At 42.7% G+C, this 21,802-nt stretch carries 20 protein-coding genes; 15 read left to right on the top strand and 5 right to left on the bottom strand.

What is annotated here, in order from left to right:
• Nucleotides 1-127: 127 nt before the first annotated feature.
• From DQW11_RS19045 to DQW11_RS19070, 6 genes are all read left to right on the top strand, one after another.
• Entirely contained in the window at nucleotides 128-1,030 is a 903-nt protein-coding gene (locus tag DQW11_RS19045; RefSeq protein ID WP_113925700.1) for an EboA domain-containing protein, read from the top strand.
• Between the two features lie 122 nt (nucleotides 1,031-1,152).
• Nucleotides 1,153-2,061: a TatD family hydrolase gene (locus DQW11_RS19050; RefSeq protein WP_113925701.1), complete on the top strand. Its 909-nt coding sequence runs from the start codon at nucleotides 1,153-1,155 to the stop codon at nucleotides 2,059-2,061.
• A 2-nt stretch (nucleotides 2,062-2,063) separates the two neighbouring features.
• On the top strand, nucleotides 2,064-2,975 hold the full coding sequence (gene eboC, locus DQW11_RS19055) for a UbiA-like protein EboC (protein ID WP_113925702.1): 912 nt from the start codon (nucleotides 2,064-2,066) through the stop codon (nucleotides 2,973-2,975).
• A 93-nt stretch (nucleotides 2,976-3,068) separates the two neighbouring features.
• Nucleotides 3,069-4,223, top strand: coding sequence for a 3-dehydroquinate synthase (locus DQW11_RS19060; RefSeq protein ID WP_113925703.1), 1,155 nt, complete (start codon nucleotides 3,069-3,071; stop codon nucleotides 4,221-4,223).
• Between the two features lie 34 nt (nucleotides 4,224-4,257).
• Nucleotides 4,258-5,472 (top strand): metabolite traffic protein EboE, encoded by a 1,215-nt coding sequence (eboE, locus tag DQW11_RS19065; protein ID WP_113925704.1) that lies wholly within the window; start codon nucleotides 4,258-4,260, stop codon nucleotides 5,470-5,472.
• Nucleotides 5,469-6,845, top strand: a complete 1,377-nt coding sequence (locus tag DQW11_RS19070; RefSeq protein WP_113925803.1) for an alkaline phosphatase family protein — start codon at nucleotides 5,469-5,471, stop codon at nucleotides 6,843-6,845. The genes eboE and DQW11_RS19070 overlap by 4 nt, the downstream gene beginning before the upstream one ends.
• A gap of 174 nt (nucleotides 6,846-7,019) precedes the next feature.
• Here DQW11_RS19070 and DQW11_RS19075 read toward each other — a convergent pair whose 3' ends face one another.
• From DQW11_RS19075 to DQW11_RS19085, 3 genes are read right to left on the bottom strand one after another with little or no spacing between them, the layout of a single operon-like run.
• Nucleotides 7,020-8,300, bottom strand: a complete 1,281-nt coding sequence (locus DQW11_RS19075) for a TIM barrel protein (protein WP_113925705.1) — start codon at nucleotides 8,298-8,300, stop codon at nucleotides 7,020-7,022.
• Nucleotides 8,284-8,478, bottom strand: a complete 195-nt coding sequence (locus tag DQW11_RS19080; protein ID WP_113925706.1) for a hypothetical protein — start codon at nucleotides 8,476-8,478, stop codon at nucleotides 8,284-8,286. The genes DQW11_RS19075 and DQW11_RS19080 overlap by 17 nt, the downstream gene beginning before the upstream one ends.
• Nucleotides 8,475-9,875 carry a purine-cytosine permease family protein gene (locus DQW11_RS19085; protein WP_113925707.1) on the bottom strand — a complete coding sequence of 467 codons (1,401 nt, stop codon included), beginning with the start codon at nucleotides 9,873-9,875 and terminating at the stop codon, nucleotides 8,475-8,477. The genes DQW11_RS19080 and DQW11_RS19085 overlap by 4 nt, the downstream gene beginning before the upstream one ends.
• 213 nt (nucleotides 9,876-10,088) lie before the next feature.
• On the opposite strand from DQW11_RS19085, the gene DQW11_RS19090 reads away from it, so the two are divergent.
• The 3 genes from DQW11_RS19090 to DQW11_RS19100 all read left to right on the top strand — a co-directional run bounded on the left by DQW11_RS19090 (nucleotide 10,089) and on the right by DQW11_RS19100 (nucleotide 15,090).
• Nucleotides 10,089-11,447, top strand: a complete 1,359-nt coding sequence (locus DQW11_RS19090; RefSeq protein WP_113925708.1) for an FGGY-family carbohydrate kinase — start codon at nucleotides 10,089-10,091, stop codon at nucleotides 11,445-11,447.
• A gap of 97 nt (nucleotides 11,448-11,544) precedes the next feature.
• Nucleotides 11,545-13,665, top strand: a complete 2,121-nt coding sequence (locus DQW11_RS19095) for a bifunctional rhamnulose-1-phosphate aldolase/short-chain dehydrogenase (RefSeq protein ID WP_113925709.1) — start codon at nucleotides 11,545-11,547, stop codon at nucleotides 13,663-13,665.
• Nucleotides 13,666-14,019: 354 nt separating this feature from the next.
• Nucleotides 14,020-15,090: a GntR family transcriptional regulator gene (locus DQW11_RS19100; RefSeq protein WP_198669930.1), complete on the top strand. Its 1,071-nt coding sequence runs from the start codon at nucleotides 14,020-14,022 to the stop codon at nucleotides 15,088-15,090.
• Nucleotides 15,091-15,121: 31 nt separating this feature from the next.
• On the opposite strand, the gene DQW11_RS19105 is transcribed toward DQW11_RS19100, so the two are convergent.
• The gene (locus tag DQW11_RS19105) at nucleotides 15,122-15,616 is read right to left on the bottom strand and encodes a hypothetical protein (RefSeq protein ID WP_157966153.1); all 495 of its coding nucleotides are present in this window, start codon (nucleotides 15,614-15,616) and stop codon (nucleotides 15,122-15,124) included.
• An 80-nt stretch (nucleotides 15,617-15,696) separates the two neighbouring features.
• Nucleotides 15,697-16,296, bottom strand: coding sequence for a hypothetical protein (locus DQW11_RS19110; protein WP_113925712.1), 600 nt, complete (start codon nucleotides 16,294-16,296; stop codon nucleotides 15,697-15,699).
• A gap of 482 nt (nucleotides 16,297-16,778) precedes the next feature.
• Between DQW11_RS19110 and DQW11_RS19115 the strand changes: the two genes are divergently transcribed.
• From DQW11_RS19115 to DQW11_RS19140, 6 genes are all read left to right on the top strand, one after another.
• A complete protein-coding gene (locus DQW11_RS19115) occupies nucleotides 16,779-17,537 on the top strand; it encodes a (Fe-S)-binding protein (RefSeq protein ID WP_113925713.1) in 759 nt (252 codons plus the stop codon).
• Complete coding sequence (locus DQW11_RS19120) at nucleotides 17,534-18,892, top strand: lactate utilization protein B (protein WP_113925714.1); 1,359 nt, start codon at nucleotides 17,534-17,536, stop codon at nucleotides 18,890-18,892. The genes DQW11_RS19115 and DQW11_RS19120 overlap by 4 nt, the downstream gene beginning before the upstream one ends.
• Complete coding sequence (locus DQW11_RS19125; protein ID WP_113925715.1) at nucleotides 18,889-19,449, top strand: LutC/YkgG family protein; 561 nt, start codon at nucleotides 18,889-18,891, stop codon at nucleotides 19,447-19,449. Before DQW11_RS19120 ends, DQW11_RS19125 begins: the two co-directional genes overlap by 4 nt.
• 135 nt (nucleotides 19,450-19,584) lie before the next feature.
• Nucleotides 19,585-19,959, top strand: a complete 375-nt coding sequence (locus tag DQW11_RS19130) for a hypothetical protein (RefSeq protein ID WP_113925716.1) — start codon at nucleotides 19,585-19,587, stop codon at nucleotides 19,957-19,959.
• Nucleotides 19,960-20,303: 344 nt separating this feature from the next.
• Nucleotides 20,304-20,489: a hypothetical protein gene (locus DQW11_RS19135; RefSeq protein ID WP_113925717.1), complete on the top strand. Its 186-nt coding sequence runs from the start codon at nucleotides 20,304-20,306 to the stop codon at nucleotides 20,487-20,489.
• Nucleotides 20,490-20,560: 71 nt separating this feature from the next.
• On the top strand, nucleotides 20,561-21,598 hold the full coding sequence (locus DQW11_RS19140) for a BF3164 family lipoprotein (RefSeq protein ID WP_113925718.1): 1,038 nt from the start codon (nucleotides 20,561-20,563) through the stop codon (nucleotides 21,596-21,598).
• Nucleotides 21,599-21,802 lie beyond the last annotated feature (204 nt).

Consider the following 21,802-nt stretch of genomic DNA (forward strand, 5'->3'; position numbering starts at 1 on the left):
AACAAGTGAAATTTTGTAAATAGTACAAAGTCGGATTTTACCCTTCAAAATCGATCTCGTCCATATTTTCAAAAAAACCATTAACTTTAAAATGCTGATTTATTTGACCCAAATAACAGTCTAAACCATGGACAAAATTATAGATTTAGATAAAGCCAAAGCCTTTCTTTTTGAACTGTTAAAACAAGAATCCGATCCAAAATCCATTGAGTGGCTTTTGCTTCAAAAGGAAAAAATCCAAAATGAATCTTCTTATCTGAAGTTTTATATGGCCTTTGGTCAGGCTTCGAGGTATTTCAAAAAATACCTTTTACAGCCTTCGGAAAGTCAAAAAACCGAGGCAAATACCCTGTTTCAAGGTTTCCGTCCCGATACTTGGGACCAACTGCAGACAGCAAGAACTTACCTTTTGCTTCACTTTGAAGAAAGAGACCCGACCTCTTGGGTGACGGCGATGAATAAACTGTTTGAAACCGGCGACATGCACGAACAGCAGTCCCTTTATGCCGCCATTCCTTTGATGCCTTTCCAAAAAGAAATGAGGGACCGCGCCATCGAAGGTCTCAGAACCAACATCAGTTCTATCTTTGATGCCATTGCGCTGAACAATCCATATCCTGCCGCTAATTTTGATGAAAGGGCTTGGAATCAGATGGTGATCAAGTCCATTTTCCTACTCCGTCCTTTATACCAAATCGAGGGAGCGGATGAAAGGGCCAATCCTCAACTTGCCAATATCCTTATCGACTTTGCCCATGAAAGATGGGCAGCAGGGCGTAAGGTGATGCCTGAGCTTTGGCGTTTTGTCGGGCCTTTTATCAATGAAGAAAACATAAAAGACATAGAGGTAGTGTTACAGACCGGCGACATGCTTCAGGAAAAGGCCGCGCTTTTGGCTTGCAGCAAAAGCAGTTTTGACAAAGCAAGGAACCTGCTTGATGAAAACCATGTCATCAAAGAAGCCATCGAAACCGGAGGAATTACTTGGGAATCAATCGGAAAGGAATTTCAGGAAACGCTGCCGAAATAGGCTTCAAATAGATATTCCTAACAGGTTTTGGAGTTCAATATAACTTACAATGGACTATAGACTGTTGACTATGGACCATTTAAAATAAATAGTATAGTTTACCCACATAAAAATATCACACAATGGAAATGTTTATAGATCCCCATATTCATGTTGTTTCCAGGACTACTGATGACTACGAAGCCATGCGCAAAGCAGGTATCGTGGCGATCATCGAACCGGCTTTTTGGTTGGGTCAGCCACGAACTGAGGTGGGAAGCTTCAAAGATTATTTCAGCACATTGGTTGGTTGGGAGCGGTTCCGCGCCAAGCAATTCGGCATCGTCCATTATTGCACGATGGGGCTGAATTCCAAAGAAGCCAACAATGTGCCTTTGGCCGAGGAAGTAATGGAATTGTTGCCGTTGTATGTAGGCAAAGAAGGCGTGGTGGCCATCGGTGAAATTGGCTACGATGACCAAACGGAAGCTGAGGACCGTTTTTACCGCCTTCAACTTGAATTGGCCAAGGAAGTGAATCTCCCTGTTCTGATCCATACCCCACATAGGGATAAGAAAAAAGGAACTTACCGCAGCATGGATGTCAGTGAAGAACACGGCCTTCCACCAAGCATGGTCATCGTGGACCACAACAATGAAGAAACCGTCAAAGAGGTTTTGGACAGGGGTTATTGGGCAGCATTTACCATTTATCCACACACCAAAATGGGAAGTGAGCGGATGGCCGAGATAGTAAAGCATTATGGTCCCGAAAGGATTATTGTAGACAGTGCCGCAGATTGGGGCATCAGTGACCCTTTGGCGGTTCCAAAAACAGCCGCTTTAATGCGCAAAATGGGAATTCCTGAAGAACATATCCGAATGACTTGCTACCAAAACGCCCTGACAGCCTATTCCCAAAGTGGACAGATGGATGAAATGGATTGGCTCAAACCCGAACCAATCGACCAAAGAGAAAGGCAATTTGGCAACTCGGTCCTTAGAGGCGGACAGACCCCAAGAGTCGAAGGATCTGACATTGTGGAGAATTAAGCATGTCAAAAATCAAAGCATACCTTCAACTCACCCGCCCCGCAAACATCGTCACTGCCATTGCTGATATTTGGGCAGGCTTCGCCATAGCAGGCGGAGCCTTGGTTATTTTTGCTGACCAAACCAAGTTGATAGACTCGCCCGTTTTCCATAACCTTCTTTGGCTGACACTTTCCACCATCGGATTGTACGGCGGCGGTGTGGCATTCAATGATGTGTTTGATGCTGAATTGGATGCAAAAGAAAGACCTGAAAGACCGATTCCCAGCGGAAGAGTTTCCAAGGAAAAAGCCGCTTTGATGGCTTTTCTGTTGCTTTTGATGGGAATTATTGCCGCTTGGAATGTCAGTACTCTCAGCGCATTGATTGCTTTGACTGTCGCTGTTTTGGCGGTCTTGTATGATTATTGGGGCAAGCATCAGTTTATTTTTGGCCCCATCAACATGGGCCTTTGCCGTGCGGGAAACCTGCTTTTGGGAATCAGCGCCTTCCCCGTCATGCTTCAGAGCTATTGGTATTTGGGATTTATACCGCTGATTTTTGTGGCTGCGATCACCATGATCAGTCGTGGGGAAGTCCATGGTAAAAACAGAAGAGCCCTGAAAGGTGGTTTTTTGATGTACGTTTTCATCATACTTTCTATTGCTGTTTTAAGTATTCTGCAAGGGAATCGTTTTTTTCATGTCATTCCATTCATCGCACTTTTTGCCTACATGATATTCCCTCCTTTGATCAAGGCTATCCGTGAACAAATCCCCCAACTGATAGGAAAGGCTGTCAAGGCAGGGGTAATTTCTCTGATTATCCTCAATGCTTCCCTTGCAGCTGCATTTGCCGGATGGCAATTTGGTATAATTGTATTATTGTTATTGCCCATTTCAATTTACCTTGCCAAAAAATTCGCCGTCACTTGAAATTTTTTGCAATCATATTCAGTTGCAGATTAAGAAAACAAAAAGGCCATATTTGAGATTGAATAGAGACTTTGATAATTTAAGTTTATAAAAATGGAAAAGATTATTGAACAAGCCTTCTCCGTGCCGTTTCGGTATCAGGTTTGTTTTTTGGAAGGAATTTTTAATGTCAACAACCCGATGCTTGCCGATTTTCTGGACAACGGAAAAAAAGCAAAAGCATTTTTTGTGGTGGACAGCGGTGTGGCGGATGCTTTTCCCAATCTCCTCAACGATATCAATGATTACGCAAAGGCCTATGAAAACAAGTTTTTGCTCAGTACGGAACCTGTGGTAGTCCCCGGTGGGGAAATATCCAAAAATGACGAAACTATTTTCAAAAGAATCGTGGATGCCACAAGCATTTACGGAATTGACAGACATTCCTATATCGTGGGAATCGGGGGCGGAGCGGTGTTGGATATGGTGGGTTTTGCGGCAGCCATTTCCCACAGGGGAATCAGACATATCCGGATTCCGACCACTGTGCTTTCGCAAAATGATTCCGGAGTAGGCGTCAAAAACGGCATCAATTCCTACGGAAAGAAAAATTACTTAGGCACTTTTGCTCCTCCTTTTGCAGTCATCAATGATTTTAATTTCCTCATAACATTGGATGACAGGGATTGGAGATCGGGAATTTCAGAGGCAATCAAAGTCGCTCTGATCAAAGATTTGAGCTTTTTTGAGTGGTTGGAAAAACATGCCTCTCCGCTCGCAAACAGGGTAATGGAGCCTATGCAGGAACTGATCATCAGATGTGCCCAAATGCACATGAACCATATCGCGGGCAAAGATCCTTTCGAAACGGGTTCGGCGAGACCTTTGGATTTTGGACATTGGGCAGCTCATAAACTGGAGCACCTTACCCACTATCAGGTCAGGCATGGTGAAGCCGTTGCAATTGGAATTGCTTTGGACAGTACCTATTCTTATCTCAAAGGAATGATCAGTCAAGGTGATCTGATGCGGATCATAAATCTGATCAAAACCTTGGGTTTTGAAATCTACCATCCGGAATTGTCGGGTCAGGCTTTGCTGAAAGGCTTGGAGGAGTTCAGAGAGCATCTTGGCGGTGAACTCACCATTACTTTGTTGGAATCTATGGGCAAAGGAGTTGAAGTCCACCAAATGGACAATGAGCTGATTCTGAAATCCATTGATCAGCTTAAATTGTTTCACCAAGAAAATCTTGTTGCCCGCTCCTGATTTTTGGGTTTAATTTGATTAATTCTATAAACCCATGTTTAAAAACGGTCACCACCTAACCTATTGCACCAATATCCATCCGGGAGAAAGCTGGGAGGCAACTTTTCAAAACCTCAAAGAATACATCCCAAGGATAAAAGCTGAGGTTTCTCCAAACGCAGCTTTTGGGATCGGACTCCGTTCATCCCATGAGGCTAGCCTAGAATTGGCAAAAACCGAAAACCTGGAGGAATTCAAAGCTTGGTTAGCAGCAAACGACTGTTACGTATTTACTTTCAATGGATTTCCTTACGGGGGTTTTCATAATCAGGTCGTCAAAGACGAAGTCCATCAACCTGATTGGACGACTCGGGAGAGATGGGCTTACACAGACCGACTTTTCGATATCCTTGCAGCGCTCATTCCCGAAGGCATGGATGGCGGCATATCCACTTCTCCGCTATCCTACAGACATTGGTATAAAGACCAGTTTCAGTTGGATAAAGCGATTCAAACTTCCACGCTGAACCTTGCAAAAATTGCTGAAAAGCTATATTTAATCCATAAAAATTCAGGCAAACTCCTTCACCTTGACATCGAACCGGAACCAGATGGAATTCTGGAAAACACACAGGAAGTGCTTGATTTCTATCAAAATTGGCTGGTTCCTGTTGGTGGAAAATACCTGACCGATAAACTTGGAATCTCTTCCCAAGAGGCAGAGTCCTGTCTCAAAGAACATATTCGGATCTGCTATGACGTCTGTCATTTTGCGGTAGTTTATGAAAAACCTTCTGAAATATTTAAGGCATTCCGATCAGCAGGAATCAAAATCGGCAAAATACAGATCAGTGCGGCTTTGAAGGTAAATATCCCCAAGGACCAATCTACAAGGAAAGAATTAGAATCCCTGCTTAGCCCTTTTGCAGAGTCAACATACCTGCACCAAGTCGTAGCCCGAAACTCCGACAGCAGTTTGGTTTCTTTCAATGATTTGCCGGAGGCCATGGAAACCTTGGAAAATACAGTTTCGGAAGAATGGAGAATCCATTACCATGTCCCGGTTTTCCTAGCGGACTATGGGAAAATCGCCTCCACGCAACAAGACATCCTTGATGTGTTAGATTACATCGCCAATGACCCTGTCTGCAATCACCTCGAAGTGGAAACATACACTTGGGAAGTATTGCCGGAAAGCATCAACCTTGATCTCGGAGGATCGATCATCCGGGAACTGCAGTGGGTCATACAAAACAGCAGCAATCCATGAAAAAAACAGTAGTCATAGATATCGTCGCTTTGTCCGGTCGGGTGATCGGCGAGCATACCCCATTTTTGAGAGATTGGATCGCCAAAGGTCAAAGCGCCACCATCGAACCGGTCCTGCCCGCAGTTACCTGTTCGGCGCAATCAGTCTACCTTACAGGAAAATGGCCTTCCGAAAACGGCATCGTCGGTAACGGTTGGTATTTCAGGGATGAATGCGAAATCAAGTTTTGGAGACAATCTAACAACTTGGTCCAATCTGAAAAAATATGGGATGTTGCCAAAAAAATCAATCCTGAGTTCACCGTTTCCAATATGTTTTGGTGGTACAACATGTACTCCAATGCGGATTATCAGGTAACCCCAAGGCCGCTTTATCCGGCCAACGGCCTAAAATTACCTGACTGCCACAGCCATCCGATGGACCTGAGAGACAGATTACAAAACGAATTGGGACAGTTTCCGCTTTTTTCCTTTTGGGGACCCAATGCAAATATTTCTTCAACCAAATGGATTGCGGAAGCATCCAAAAAAGTGGACGAGTGGCACAATCCAACGCTGACGCTGATCTATTTACCCCATTTGGATTATAAGCTGCAACAATGCGGCATTGATTTTTCCAAAATCGGAAAAGAACTGACTGAGATAGATGAAGTTGCCAAAGACCTAATCGGTTACTATGAAAAACAGGGTGCCAAGGTGATTTTGCTGTCTGAATACGGCATCACTTCAGTCAATCAACCGATCCACATCAACAGGATTTTGAGAGAAAAAGGTTACATCTCAGTCAAAAATGAATTGGGATTGGAGACTTTGGACGCCGGGACATCGAAGGCTTTTGCCGTGTCCGACCACCAATTGGCACATATTTATGTCAAAGACAAAAAGGATATTCCGGCAGTCAAATCATTGTTGGAAAGTATTCCTGGCATTGAATCCGTCTTGGATGAAGCAGGCAAAAAAGCCTTTCACCTTGACCATGAAAGATCAGGGGAATTGGTGGCAGTCGCTGACAAAGATTCCTGGTTTACCTATTATTTTTGGTTGGATGATGCCATAGCCCCGGACTATGCACGTTGCGTGGATATCCACCGCAAGCCGGGATATGATCCTGTCGAGATGTTTGCCGACCCAAAAATCAAAATGCTCAAAGCAACTATTGGGCTCAAAATCCTGAAGAAAAAACTTGGTTTCCGGTATTTGATGGACATCATTCCTTTGGATGCTACTTTGGTCAAAGGGTCGCACGGTGCCATTCCAAAAGACAGCTTAGACCATCCTGTATTTATCAGCCAAGATCCTGCATTGAATTCCAAAGCAAAGCTCTCTCCCATCGAAATCCAGGATCTGATTTTGAAATCGGTATTTGGCAATTGAGATATTTGAGAAATTAACCGCAATGAGCGCAAAGGTTTCGCAAAGTGCGCCTCGCCTTCATTTCACCGCCATTGTCAGTGTCTCCACTGACAATGTTGTAAAGTGAACTTTCGAAAAGTCAGTGAGGACGCTGAATGGGCCGTTGGGATAACAATTACATCCAAACGCAAAAACCTACAACCCCGTCGCCCTCGTATTCTCTCCCCTTTTTTGGATCAGCTGCTTTCGGATTTCATGTTGTCTGTAAATGGAAATGGGTTCCAAAGCCCCGCCTGATTGCAACCGGGCTTCTTTCAATAATGGCCTCACATCTGTCAAGAAAGCTTTTTGCAGGATTTCCTGCGCCATAACGACATCCCCATTGATTTGGTGCTCGTTAAGTTTCACCCGATCCACCAATAAGGATTTGGCATAGGCAATCTTGATCGCCTCCAAAGTCTGCATCAGGTCTTCCAAGGGATCTTTGGTATTGTGGCTCGCATCGATCATCCAAGAGATACTTTCCCAAGTCTGACAACTGTCTTCAGCACCTGCCACAAGTTCAAGGAAAATCAAAAACAACTGATAAGGTTTGATACTGCCTGTCGTCAGGTCATCGTCACCAAACTTGGAATCGTTGAAATGGAATCCCGCCAACTGATTTTGCCCCAATAAAATCCCCACAATTTGCTCGATATTGGTATTTGGAAGGTGGTGTCCAAGATCGACAAGGACTTTGGCGCGGTCTCCCAACTGCCTGCACAGCAAATGCGAAGTGCCCCAATCCGGAATCACCGTACTGTAAAAATTCGGTTCGTAAGGCTTGTACTCCAGCAGCAGTTTCCAGTCTTCGGGCATTGAAGCATAGATTTTTTGGAGGGATTCAAATGTATTGTCCAAAGCCCTACGGAAACTTTGCTGACCGGGAAAATTACTTCCATCGGCCAACCAAACTGTCAGTCCTTTGCTACCCAACTTTCCCCCAACTTCAATAACTTGTTTGTTATGGGCAACTGCCTGTTCTCTGACCTTTGGGTCATTGTGACTCAGGGAACCGAATTTGTAGCTTTTCTCCTGCCCATAATCCTGAAAGGTATTGGAATTGACGGCATCAAAACCGATGTTGTGGCTTTTGGCAAGCTGCATGATTGCGGCATAATCCGATGGGATGTCCCAAGGAATGTGCAGGGAAACAGCATCTGTACTTTTGGTGAGTTTGGCCAAAAGGCCGATGTCTTCGATTTTTTCCTCCAATGACCTCGGTTCTCCCCCAATCCCAAATCTTCCAAATCTCGTTCCTCCGGCACCCAAGGCCCAACTTGGCACCGCTATCTGAAAACTGCGGATCTTCGAAAGTATTTTCTCGATTGAAATCCCTTCATGTTCCAATTGCGAAGACAAAGCAGCAAAGGACTTCTGATGAAGGGCTACATATTTGGAATTCGATTCCTGTATATTTTCAGTTGTCAGCCGCATTGTCTTTGTCCGTTTTACTGTTGATCCAAAAAGGCGAAGTCCCAAACCACAAAACCATCCCAACAGCCATCAGGGTCGTATTGGTCTGCATGTCAATTTTACCCAAAAATACCAATACCGATGGTATGATGGACAAGGCCAAACCGATGTAAGAAATGATGATCAATAGGATTTTCATACGAGCGCCTCCTTTCCTTTTGGGTATAATGTTTTGGATAAAATCAAAAATGTGAATACGGCGATAAACCATCCGGGTAAACCAAGGAAGAAAATGTCGATTCCGAATCCCAGATTCAAACCCAGACAGACGGCCAAAGTAATCAGCCAGGTAAAGAAAGTGGCATTTGAAAAGGAGATGTTTCTATTGTAAGCCATCTCCTGCTGAATTCCGAATTTGGGAGAAAGGTAAAAATCCGCAAATATCACCGCTCCCATCGGCATCAATACCAAGCCATACAAGGCTACAAAGTCCAAGAGCTTCATCACCAAAGCCGGAAAGCATGCCGCTATAGTTGTTACCGCACCGACCCAAGCGGTCACTTTCCAGGTTTTCATTTTTGGAAAAACACCCTGCAAAGCCAGTCCTGCACGGTAGATCGTAGGATTGGCAGTGGACCAACCTGCAACCACTACGCAAACAGCACCCGCCACACCAGCGGCACCATAGGCTATCGGTCCGGGTGCAAATTCAGTGGAAAAATTGCTGCTTTGAAGAAATGCTGCATATAGAATTCCAGAAGAAATCCATGCAATGAAATGGCCTATAAACATCCCTGAAAATGAAAGAAATCCATATTTCCAGGATTTTGCATAGCGGAGAATCGTCAGGTCAGACATTCCGATGTGCATTGCCATATTGCAAAACCAGGCAAAGAACAGCACATGCCAAAAGGAAAACTTGCTCACGCCCTCCAAAGGAATACCCGTCCAGATCACTTTATTGGCAACAGCCCAAAACTCCGAAAAGCGCGTAACTCCAAGTTCCGGCAAAATCGCTAAAGCTGCAGACAAAAAAATCAAAATCATCCAAGGTGCCGCCACATTCGCAAATCTTGCGACTTGGTTATACCCTTTGATCGCTACCAAAGTGGTCAAAAAACCGATCACCAATACCACCAAAACCCACCCTAAAGATGTGGGTAACCAGGTTGTGAGCGTCGGCATGGTCAGGTTAAAAGGAATGCCAACTGCTGTCGCTGACACTGCAATCATTGATCCCGCCAAGAAGCAAAACATCAGCGCATTCACCACATTGTAGATCGACACCATCTTGTACCCACAAATCCTCTCCAATTGGTAATAAAGCGTCATTCTTTTGGAAGTCGCTATCGGCGCCGTCATCAGTCCCCAACTCAATACTGCCAAGATATTTCCCAAAATCAATCCCGCAAAAAAATCAAAAGCACCGACGCCGTGCGCAACAAAGAGCGGCCCGATGACAAATTCCGTTCCGGCGGTATGTTCTCCGGCATACATTCCAAGGAAACTCCGCCAACCTTTCTGTGCGGAAGCGGGAACAGGTTCTCGCTCGTATTCATTCACTGCCGGGCCGGTATTTTGGGTTTGTGGGCTCATAAGATCGGGTTAATCTAGTAAGTAAAAGAATAAAAATCCAGTCGCTATCCTGCACTGTCCGCACCAAACAAAAATGCAAAATTTTAAATAATTCGAGTTTAAATTGCCTCCTTTTCTTGCCATATTGGGAGAAAATTAACCGAAAACCTCAAACCCAAAATAACCTGTTGGATCTCTTTTCAATGGGTTAGAATTATCCCTGACGGAAACTTTATGGAAGCCTATCTGATCTTTGATATTGGGAAAACCAACAAAAAAGCGATCCTCTACAACCCGGACTTTGTAATTCTCGAAGAGTCGAGCATGCACGTGGCAGAGATCCAAGACGATGATGGTTTTCCCTGCGATGACTTGATGAAGGTCAGCAATTGGGTTTTGGAGGTGACAGAAAATTTCCTTAAGAATCCAAAATACCAGGTCATAGGAATCAACTTTTCGGCTTATGGCGCCAGTTTGGTACATGTCGATAAAGAAGGAAAGGTCTGTACGCCTTTCTACAATTACCTGAAACCTGTACCTGAATCCATTTGGGAAAAGTTCTTGGCGGAAGAAGAAAATCTCCTCCAAAAAACCGCAAGTCCGGCTTTGAGGATGCTCAACAGCGGATTCCAGCTTTATTGGCTGAAGCATGAAAAACCGGAACTTTTCAAAAATATCCGTTCCAGCTTCCACCTTCCCCAGTACTTTTCTTTTCTATTGACCGGAGAAAAATGGAATGACTATACCGGAGTAGGTTGTCACACCTGTTTTTGGGATTTTGAGAAAAAGGATTTTGCCCATTGGGTGAAAAAATCCCGGATTGAAAAAATCCTGCCCCCATTTCCTACCGAAACCGGAGTTGACAAAAATCTCTTTGGCCAAAATGTGAAAATAGGTTTTGGGATGCATGACAGTTCTGCTGCTTTGCTTCCTTACATCCGTTTGATGGACCGGCCTTTTATCCTGATTTCAACAGGAACCTGGAGCATTTCCCTGAATCCATTTGATCAGCAAACATTGAGTTCCGAGGAATTGGAAAGCGACTGTCTGAGTTTCTTGCAGCCTGATGGAAGGAAAGTAAAAGGATCGCGGATTTTCCTTGGAAAGGAATACGAAATGCAAATCAACAGGATTGCCTCCCATTTTGGGGATCCTGTCGAAAGCCTTCAAAAACTGGAGTTCTCCCAAAAACGGATCATTTCCCTTTTCGCAGCAAACAAAAAAGACGTGTTCAGTCCTATCAGCTTCCAAGGTTCCGGACCAAAAATCAAATGGGAAGGACGTGAAAATCCTTTGGATGAATTTACAAATGCCGAAGAAGCCTGCCTGCAACTGATGCTCGATCTGGCCAAATGGCAGCAATGCAGCACGGATTTGGTGTTAGGCAAAAGCGAAGTCACGGATATCATCCTCACGGGAGGATTTACCAAGAACAAAACCTTTTTGGCTTTCCTTCAACTCCTTTATCCAAACAAAAAAATATACCTCAGTAACCAGCCAAGGGCATCTGCATTGGGGGCTTTACTCGCATTGGACCTAAGCAAATTGAAACAGGACATTCTACGGATCAAGGAATTTGAAACCGGCTTTTAGCTCCATTCTTCCTACCTTTGACATAATTTCCAAGATAGTACAGGACACATTAACAGCTCCAAACAATCAATTTTAACCTATCAAAATTGAAACAAAAATGGGAAACAACAGCAAGAAATTTGAGCACGTCAGCTACCTCTGGGATGATGCCAAAGCAGACCAACTGAAGCATGATGAAGTGGCCATGCTCATCTACAGGTCCAATATTTTGGGCGCTGACCTGAGAATCACCAACTATGGCGGCGGAAATACAAGTTGCAAAACCATTGAAAAAGACCCGCTGACCGGCAATGACGTCCCTGTGATGTGGGTGAAAGGTTCCGGCGGAGATATCGGAACTTTGACCAAAGGCGGCTTGGCTGGCCTGTACCTTGACAGACTGCATTCCCTGAAAAAAATATACCGTGGCCTGGAATTCGAAGATGAAATGGTGGAGCTTTTCAACCACTGCATCTACGACCTGAATTCCAAAGCGCCTTCAATTGATACGCCTCTGCATTCCTTTTTGCCCTACACCCATATTGACCATTTGCATCCGGATGCACTGATCGCTATCGCGGCCGCAAAGGATGGTGAGAAAATCATTCAGGACTTATTTGGCGGAAGCATTGCTTGGGTTCCCTGGCAAAGACCGGGGTTTGACCTCGGCCTGAAACTCGAAGAAGCCATTACAAAAAACCCAAACCTCCGGGGAATTGTCCTCGGTCAGCATGGACTTTTTACCTGGGGTGAAACAAGCTACGAATCCTATATCAACAGCCTTGAAGTGATAGAAACCTGCAGCCAATACCTCCACGCAAATTATGGAAAGGGCAGGCCTGTTTTTGGTGGCACCAAGACTACAACTTCCTTGGACGAAACCCAAAGACGGGATCAGGCTGCGAAACTTGCTCCTACACTCCGTGGTCTCTGTTCTTCGGAAGGCTTGATGGTCGGACATTTTACCGATGCCCCTGCTGTGATGGAATTCATCAACAGCGAAGATGTCGAACCACTTGCGGCGATGGGTACAAGTTGCCCGGATCATTTTCTCCGTACCAAAATCTGCCCTTTGGTTTTGAATTTGGCACCGGAGGAAGACCTGACTGACAAAAGCCTGGTTGAAAAACTGAACAGCCAATTTGAAGGATATCGGGCCAATTATGCCAAATACTACCAAGACCACAAGCATCCAAACAGTCCTGCCATTCGGGATGCCAATCCTGTAGTCATCATATGGCCGGGAATCGGGATGTTTACTTTTGCTAAAAACAAGCATACAGCACGGGTTGCAGCGGAGTTTTATATCAATGCCATCAACGTCATGAAAGGCGCCGAGGCGATATCGACTTATGTGTCGCTGCCTTTGCAGGAAGCTTTCAATATTGAGTATTGGTTGCTCGAGGAAGCCAAACTCCAAAGGATGCCTGCCGAAAAACCACTGTCAAGAAAAGTGGCTTTGGTCACCGGAAGTGCAGGAGGTATCGGAAAAGCCATCGCCGAAAAATATGCAAAAGAAGGTGCCTGTGTCGTTTTGACTGACATTGACAGCACCAAACTCGCTGCTTCTGTGGCTGAGTTTGAGAAAAAATTTACCAAAGACAATGTCATCGGGGTGTACCTTGATGTGACCAAACCTGAAACTTTGAAAGCATGTATCCGGGAAATCTGCCTCAACTATGGCGGTTTGGATATTGTGGTCAACAATGCCGGCATCAGCATCAGCCGTTCATTGGAAGAGCATTCCCTGGAAGAGTGGGACAGGTTGTATGACATCTTGGTCAAAGGCCAATTCATCGTCTCCCAAATGGCCTTTGATGTGCTGAAAAAACAAAACAAAGGCGGAGATATCATCAACATTGTCAGCAAAAACGGGTTGGTAGCGGGTCCAAAAAACGCCGGTTATGGTTCTGCCAAAGCCGCCCAACTCCACCTCACCAGATTGATGGCAGCCGAATTGGGTGATTACAAAATCCGCGTCAACTCCATCAATCCCGATGCCGTGATCGAAAATTCGTCGATTTGGCAGAGCGGATGGGCAGAAGACAGGTCCAAAGCTTACGGGGTTCCTTTAGAGGATTTACCAAAATTCTACGCAAGCAGGACACTTTTGAAGGAAGAAGTGAGGACAGAGGATATTGCCATGGCGGCCTTTGTCTTTGTGAGTGGCATGCTCAACAAAACCACAGGAAATATGCTGAATGTGGATGGCGGATTCGCAGCTTCTTTCCCACGATAAAAGGGGTATAGTGAAGTGCTGCTTTGCGAGTAATGATTATTTTCTTTTTCAAATGGGACGGAAGACAGAAGACGGAAGACAGAAAAACCGGACAAGAAAATGTTAAAGCAAGATTTAAGCATTGTATCTGGCACAAAATTATTAATCTCGAAAACTTCAGGAATAGACGGCGGAATCCTTTCAGCGCACAAGGCCTGTGCCGGCCTCCCGTAAGTACGGGATCGTCCTCCCCGCCTCGAACAAATGAATTTCAGTTTAAGGTAGGGATTCGGTATTTACGGTACTTCCGTCTTCGGTCTTCCGTCTTCCGTCCCGTCTGAATTAGGATAATGAGCCATTTGCAAAGAGGCTGAAATGAATTCACATTTACTCCAAAATAACCCAAAAACGACGATGTTCGACAAAATGGACAAAATCAACAACGGGTCCAAAACCCCGAAGTACCAGCAGGTAGTCAACCTGATCTTGGAAGATATCGAAAGCGGCAGGCTGAAGATCGGAGAGCGGATCTCTTCGATCAACGAGATGAGCTTTGATTTCTTGCTTTCGAGGGATACTGTAGAAAAAGCATACAACGAACTCAAAGACCGTGGCATCATCACTTCGGTCAAAGGGAAAGGCTTTTATGTGAGTTCGACCAATACTTCCAACAAACTCAAAGTCCTGCTCCTATTCAACAAGCTCAGTTCCTATAAGAAAATCATCTACTATTCGGTCTTGGAAACCCTTGGGGATAAAGCCACCGTGGACATCCATGTCCATCATTACAACAAGTCGATGGTGCAGGAACTGCTCGAAAGGAATATGGGAAAATACCATTACTATGTGCTTGCTCCACATTTTTATGATGAAGATTCCCACCTGATGGACTCTTATGACATTGCACGGCAGTTTCCCGAAAACAAACTGCTGATTATGGACCGGGCTGTCAAAGGCCACGAAAATGAATTTCCCGGTGTGTATCAGGATTTTGAAAAGGATATTTTCCACGCCTTGGAAGATGGGATCGAGCACCTGAAAAAATACCAAAAACTCAAACTCGTCTATCCGCGGGGACTAATGTATCCACCTGAAATTGTGGATGGGTTTAAGAAATTCTGCTTCTACTACAATTTTGACAATGTAATCTTGGACGGTATCGACGCCGAACCACTGTACGAAGGCGATGTCTATATCACATTGGCGGAGACGGACCTGGTGAATGTCGTCAAGAAATGCCGGGAACAAGGTTTGGAATTGGGAAAAGCAGTGGGGTTGATTTCTTATAATGACACGCCGCTAAAAGAGATTTTGGCGGATGGCATCACGACGATCTCCACGGATTTTGAGCATATGGGAAAAAGGATTGCAGAACTGATTTTGGGAAAAACCACCGAAAAAGTCTCCAAAAATCCATTTAAGATGACAGTGAGGAAGACGTTGTGAAGTTGAAATCAGATTTTTAAAACATCTGAACTTAAAAAGTCAGATGCTTTAACAAATAATTATTTGATTCAACCACCTTATAAATCCCATACCGGATAAAGTCCTCTTCCACATCAGGATTGATCAATTGGATCAAAAGTCTGTTGCCAGGTAAAGCCATGGTTACTTTTCCATTTGTTGGAAGTGGAATATCAGCGCTTATTTGCTTTGTCCCATCAAACAAAATGAGTCTGTGGTACGCAGGATCTTGAAAATGATGATAAGTAGGATCGTCCGCTTTCTTACTTTCATAAGTACCATATTCTATTCCCCGGATATAATCGAGAACAATCATTCCACCATCAAGCAGGAATAATTTGCTGTTTTTAGGACTTAAACTGGTTCTTCCATAACCTTGGAAATCACTCTCTGTAATCAGACTCTTGTTGAGCATATTGAACTCACCATGGTTAATCTTTATTCTTGACTCCAACTTCCGGGAAGTCAAATCATAAATAGTGATTTCATTGTCCAAATTCGTTGTCAAAAAAAGCTTCTTTTTCTTTGGGTCAATTTTGTAAATAATTGAATGAAGATTATTTATTGTCGATTTATCGAATTTCTTATTCATGGACCTATGGCGGGGGACATTTTGTACAACTCCTCTTTCTCTACCTCATAAATTTCAATCAAATCAGAACTGTTTTCCCTATCAGGCCTGGTAGAATTTGTACCTGAGGGAGTGGTGATAAATGACAAACTTGATTGGGATTGATTTTGGTAGAAATAGGGAAAAAATTCCATTCTCCCATAAATATGCATTTTTGTACCCGACAGATAGCGGATCTTGTTTTTGACATTTAACTTTTGGTCATATAGAAAAAGCTGATAAGGAGTCTGAAGCCAAATGTCACCTTCTTCTGTAAAAGCCATGGCATTAAATGCAGCCGAGGATTGATTAGGTCCTTCTCCTACCAAAACTTTATTGATGATAAAATCTCCTTGTTCGTCTATCAGGACTATCCTCGTCCCTTTAGAATCGGAAATGTACCCCAGGTAAAGCTTGCTTTCAGGATGATAATCCACGATTACAACCGGTAGCAAGGAGTTGATTTTAAACTCTTCCACTTTCTCTAATTGGTATTGGGAAAATGAATCTGTTGGCAAAAAGAGCATTGATAAAGAAAAAACAAATGCCAGCGATAGTTTTTGGGTTATTGTTGCCATGGTCTTGGGAAAATAAATGGTTGAAAAGTGTTTGGATAAGTTGTATAACGATCTAAAATAAGTTTAGGTTATTTTTTCTGAGAAAGATTTCGGACAGACATTTCAACTATTTTTGGGGTTGCCATCGAAATTTTAGGCCTAATATTTAGATTGTAATCGAAAAATTAGGCGTATTTTTTCGATTAGGGGAAAAGGAAATCCCACTTTCAAACCATTCTTATATCTAAAAACCCTACACTACAGGATATTTTATTAATCAGACTTTTTGAGATTGAGAATTCAAAATTTAAACTCAGTTTCCATGTTTGTTTTTGGTGATATTGGTGGATACTTGTGGTTATTTTTGGATATTGGTGAGGTTCAAATTTCCCTCATGGCTAAATCTCCAATTTGCTTGAGTATATCAGGTTAGTATCCATCAATATCTATCCCGATAGCTATCGGGATCAATAAATATCTTTCCTAAGTATCGAATTGAAAAAATGCCCGAGAATAAAAAACATATAGGCCTCTTCATCCCCTGCTACGTTGATCAGTTTTATCCCAATGTGGCGATTGCGACTTTGGAATTGCTGGAGAAATTGGGTTGCAAGGTGACATACCCTATGGGTCAGACCTGTTGCGGGCAGCCCATGGCCAATGCGGGGTATGAACGGGATACAATTGCCACGACCAAGCATTTTATCAGGATTTTCAAAGACTTTGATTACGTCGTGGCCCCATCAGGTAGCTGTATCCTGCACGTCAAAGAACATGCGCCTGCCATCTCAGGAATGGAAAAAGAACAATCCGAACTTCATGACAAGACTTTTGAACTGACGGAGTTTTTGACTGATATATTGAAAATTGGGAACATCAAAGGAAGCTTTCCCCACAGAGTCGGCTTCCATGCCTCCTGTCATGGGCAACGGGGTTTGAGGCTTTCGTCCTCAAGTGAATTACACCAAACTCCTTTCAACAAAGCGAAGCAATTGATGTCCAATCTGGAAGGATTGGAATGGGTGGAATTGGAAAGGAAAGATGAATGCTGTGGTTTTGGAGGCACATTTGCGGTAAGCGAAGAAGCCCTTTCCATCCAAATGGGCAAAGACAGGTTGGCCGACCACCAAGCACAACATGTTGAAATCCTGACCGGAGGCGACATGTCCTGTATCATGCATTTGCAGGGAATCGCCAAACGAAACGGAAATCCGATCCAGTTTAAGCATATCGCCGAAATCCTAAACGAAGCCTTCTCATGAGCCATCCCATACAGGCAGCGGAATTTTTGCAGGATCAGGCCAAGTCCAAATGGCATGATGAAACCCTGTGGTTTGTCCGGGACAAGCGGGATAAAATCAGCAAATCCGTCCCCGAATGGGAAAACCTCCGGGACCTTGCCTCCCTGATCAAAGACAATGTATTGGCCAATTTGGGCAGTTATCTGGAGGAATTTGAAAAAAATGCAAAAGCCAACAACATCCATGTCCATTGGGCAAAAGATGCAGAAGAACATAACCGGATTGTCCTTGGAATCCTGCAGGAAAAACGCTGCAAAGCCATCGTCAAAAGCAAATCCATCCTGACAGAAGAATGCCACCTGAATCCCTATCTGGAAAAAAACGGCATCGAAGTCGTGGATACGGACCTTGGTGAGCGCATCGTACAGTTCCTTAATCAGGCCCCAAGTCATATAGTATTGCCGGCAATCCATTTGAAGAAAAGGGATATTTCTGAGATTTTTCACGAAAAACTCCATACCGAAAAAGGAAACGAAGATCCGGATTACCTCACCCACGCGGCAAGAATAAATTTGAGAGAAAAATTCCTTTCTTCAAAAGTGGCGATTACAGGGGTGAACTTTGGGGTAGCCGAGACAGGAGAGTTTGTTGTCTGCACCAATGAAGGCAATGCCGACATGGGTGTCCACCTTGCCGATGTGCACATCGCCTGTATGGGAATAGAAAAAATCATCCCGAAGCGGGCACATTTGGGGGTATTTCTCCGTCTGCTCGCAAGATCGGCGACAGGACAAAGCGTCACCAATTACACTTCCCATTTCAGAAGTCCATCTCCGGGAAAAGAAATCCATATCGTTTTGGTCGACAATGGCCGGACTGCCCAATTGGCAAGGCCAAAATTCAAAAATTCACTCAAATGCATCCGCTGTGGGGCCTGTATGAATACGTGCCCGATTTATCGAAGGAGTGGGGGTTTCAGCTATGAAAGCACTGTTCCCGGCCCGATTGGGTCTATCCTTTCCCCCGGTATCGATTTACAAAAACACAGTTCACTGCCTTTTGCCTCCACCCTTTGCGGCAGCTGCACCGACATCTGTCCGGTGAAGATCAACATCCACGAGCAACTCTATGAGTGGCGTCAAGAAATCACCAAAGCACAGCCTGACAGGGCTAAAAGCCTGGCGATGAAGATTGCCAATGGGGTTTTTGCGGTTCCTTTTGCCTATAATCTCAGCGGGAATTTGATGCGTGGCGCTTTGAAAATCCTGCCCGACAGCATTACCTATTCAGGTCTGAATACTTGGGGAAAGCAACGGGACTTGCCTGAGTTGCCAAAAGAATCATTCAAAGACTGGTATAAAAAGAACCGAAAATGAGCAGCAGGGATCTGATATTGTCCAAAATCAAGGCTGGTCCTTTGGAAGCAAAGAACCTTCCCACTATCCCTGAATTCGAATTTGAGGGAGATTTGAAAGCGAGGTTTATAGCTTCCATCCAAGCCAACAAAGGCGAAGTCATCTCAAAAGAGGAGTTTTTAAAATTGTTGGCTTCAGGGGTTTTCGAAAAAGTCTATTCCCATATTGAAGATTTTTCTTCCTTCACCAATATCAAAATCACTGAAGATGCCCATCAACTCAATGACCTGAATCTTGCCATTATACGGGGACAATTTGGGGTGGCAGAAAACGGTGCTATATGGTTGGAAGATCAGGATATGGGTTTGCGAGCGCTTCCTTTCATCACAGAGCATTTGGTGATTGTGTTGGATTCTGCCCATTTGGTGGCCAACATGCATCAGGCTTATGACAGGATCGGCTTGCAGGAATCAGGATTTGGACTGTTTATCGCCGGACCTTCAAAGACTGCCGACATCGAGCAATCACTCGTCATCGGCGCACATGGAGCAAAGAGTCTGAGGGTGGTAGTAATATAGAAACGAGAAATGAGACTAGTGCCATAAATGTACCGGAGATAAAACTTAAAAATAGAATTAACGTAAAGGAAAAAGCAGTTATAGATTTTTAGCGCTTTAATTCTACATTTCATTCATGTCTTAATTACAGAAAAGATGAAAAAGTTATCCTTCCTAATTTTATCGATTTTCTTTGCATCATTTTCTTGCCAAGAAAAAGCCGAAGAACCCACATTTGAGGTTTGCGGTGTAAAAGACCCTGTTAAAGAATTGGCCTGGCTGGCTGAAAGAATAGCATCTTCTGGACAATCTGAATTGAATAAATATTTTTACATTACGGTAGCCGAATACAATGAAGAAACTATTTTTCTAATGAAAAACTGTTGTCCCTTTTGCAATTCAGTTGTGACAGCATATAATTGCGAAGGTTCTTTTTTGGGTGTAGTAGGTCCGGAATCTGAAATTGATGGCAGTCAATTATCAAATGAAAGAGTTATCTGGAAGCCTGTTAATTCTTCTTGCTCGATTTGATTTTATACTTTTATTTCAGAATCACTATAAAGCAAAGAGTCTGAGGGTGGTATTGGTTTGAGATTGGAGTCTTAATTTTTTTGATTTAAGAATTGAAAACTGTTTTTCGATGATTAGCAAACAGAATACCTAATACCAAAACAAAGACATCATACCATAGACTGGTTATTAAATATCCATTAAAAAAAATGTTTCCAAATAATTTTACCAAAAAAAATAACAATTAGCATCATAAAAAATAATTTACCGTTCATGTAATTATAAAGCCTATCATAATTATATATATATATATAGTATTGTTATTTTTAGTTAATTCAATCATGTTTAACTTTAATTTCACAACTATGAAAAAAAATCAGTTTAAAAGAATTCTTTTTTTATCTCTTGTAATTGGGCTTACTTTTGGATTGCCATTTATTTCAAATGCAGCAGATTGCCTTAAAGCTAATTCCATTGGTTGCTTTGACCGAACTGGCATGTTTCATCCAAAGGATATCAAGGGTTTGCCTCCTTGCTGTCCAGTAGCCTAACACAATGCCACATACTTTGCATCAGAATATTCTGGTGCAAAGTTTTTTGTTTTAATTAAAAAAATAGCAATATGTTAAATAAACAAACCTTTATCCTGTTTTTCTTAATTTTGTTTTCTTGTTCTAGCAAAGAAGAAAAAACTCCAGTATTTGACTTGATTGGAGAAAAGAAAATTTATCCTGAATTAATCAACCCTGATAAAGTAAGATTAAAATTAAATCATTTGATTGTATTGGAGAGTCCTTCGATGGAAAACTCTACTCCACCTATTCATTTGATTGACCTCAATGAACAAAAATTTTTATATTCTATAGGAAAAATCGGATTTGGTCCCGGTGAAATTTCTGATGCATCTTCAGTTGAATTTGATAAATCTGACTCTATATTTTTTGTTTATAGTTCTATAGATAAAAAAATAAGTCGATTTTCTTTCAAAAAAATAGAATTGGCTTCAGACCAAATGAAACAAAAAAACGATTTCTTTAAGGCATATTCAGTTTTGAGATTTACCGACTCCACATTTGTTGGTATACTTGTAGATTCTCCTTCTAGAATGGTAGAATTCAATATAAATGGAGATTCTATAGCCTCTTATGGCGTACTTGAAAATTTCTCTGAACGAAAAGATTTGGATAATTATAACTTAGCTCAAATCAATATGGGTTGGTTCGGAACCAATATCACTAAATCACATTTTGCAATTGCAAGTTTATTTTCAAATAAAATTGAAATTTTTTCCCGAAAAACCGGAAACTTTGAGTCAATTTATTTGGACCCTAAAGAACATACAAAATTTGATTTGGTAGCTGAACCCACAGGTCAATCAGTTTACTGGGATCTTACAAGTCCATATTTCTTTAGAGACATTGTTTTAACTGAAAATACAATTTTTGCCCTTTTTGGAGGATTTAGTGAAACTCAAATTCAATCCAACTCTGAGATTGCTAAAACTGTATACATTTTTTCATTGGAAGGAAAATTAAAAGCTAAATTAAACTTAAGCAACTCCATAAAAAGTCTTGCAGTAACAGAGGACATGACCAAACTCTATGGAATAACTACCGATTCTGAACCAGGTATTATGGAGTTTAAAATTCCAAAATTCTGAATTTCTTAAATGCCCTGAATTGATTTTCCTAAATAGTGAATTTTAATTTATTTAAAGAAATATCTCTAAGTCTTTGGTCTTTTGTGGGAAGATTTAGGTTTTAATTTTCAAACCTTCTTTTCTTGCTTTTCAAATCCTTCTTTAGAACCTATAGTGCAAAGAGACTAGAAAGGGTATTGGTTTGAGATTGGAGTTTTTTTTTTA

Origin of the sequence: Cognataquiflexum aquatile, assembly GCF_003316845.1 — a bacterium.
Lineage (GTDB): Bacteria > Bacteroidota > Bacteroidia > Cytophagales > Cyclobacteriaceae > Cognataquiflexum > Cognataquiflexum aquatile.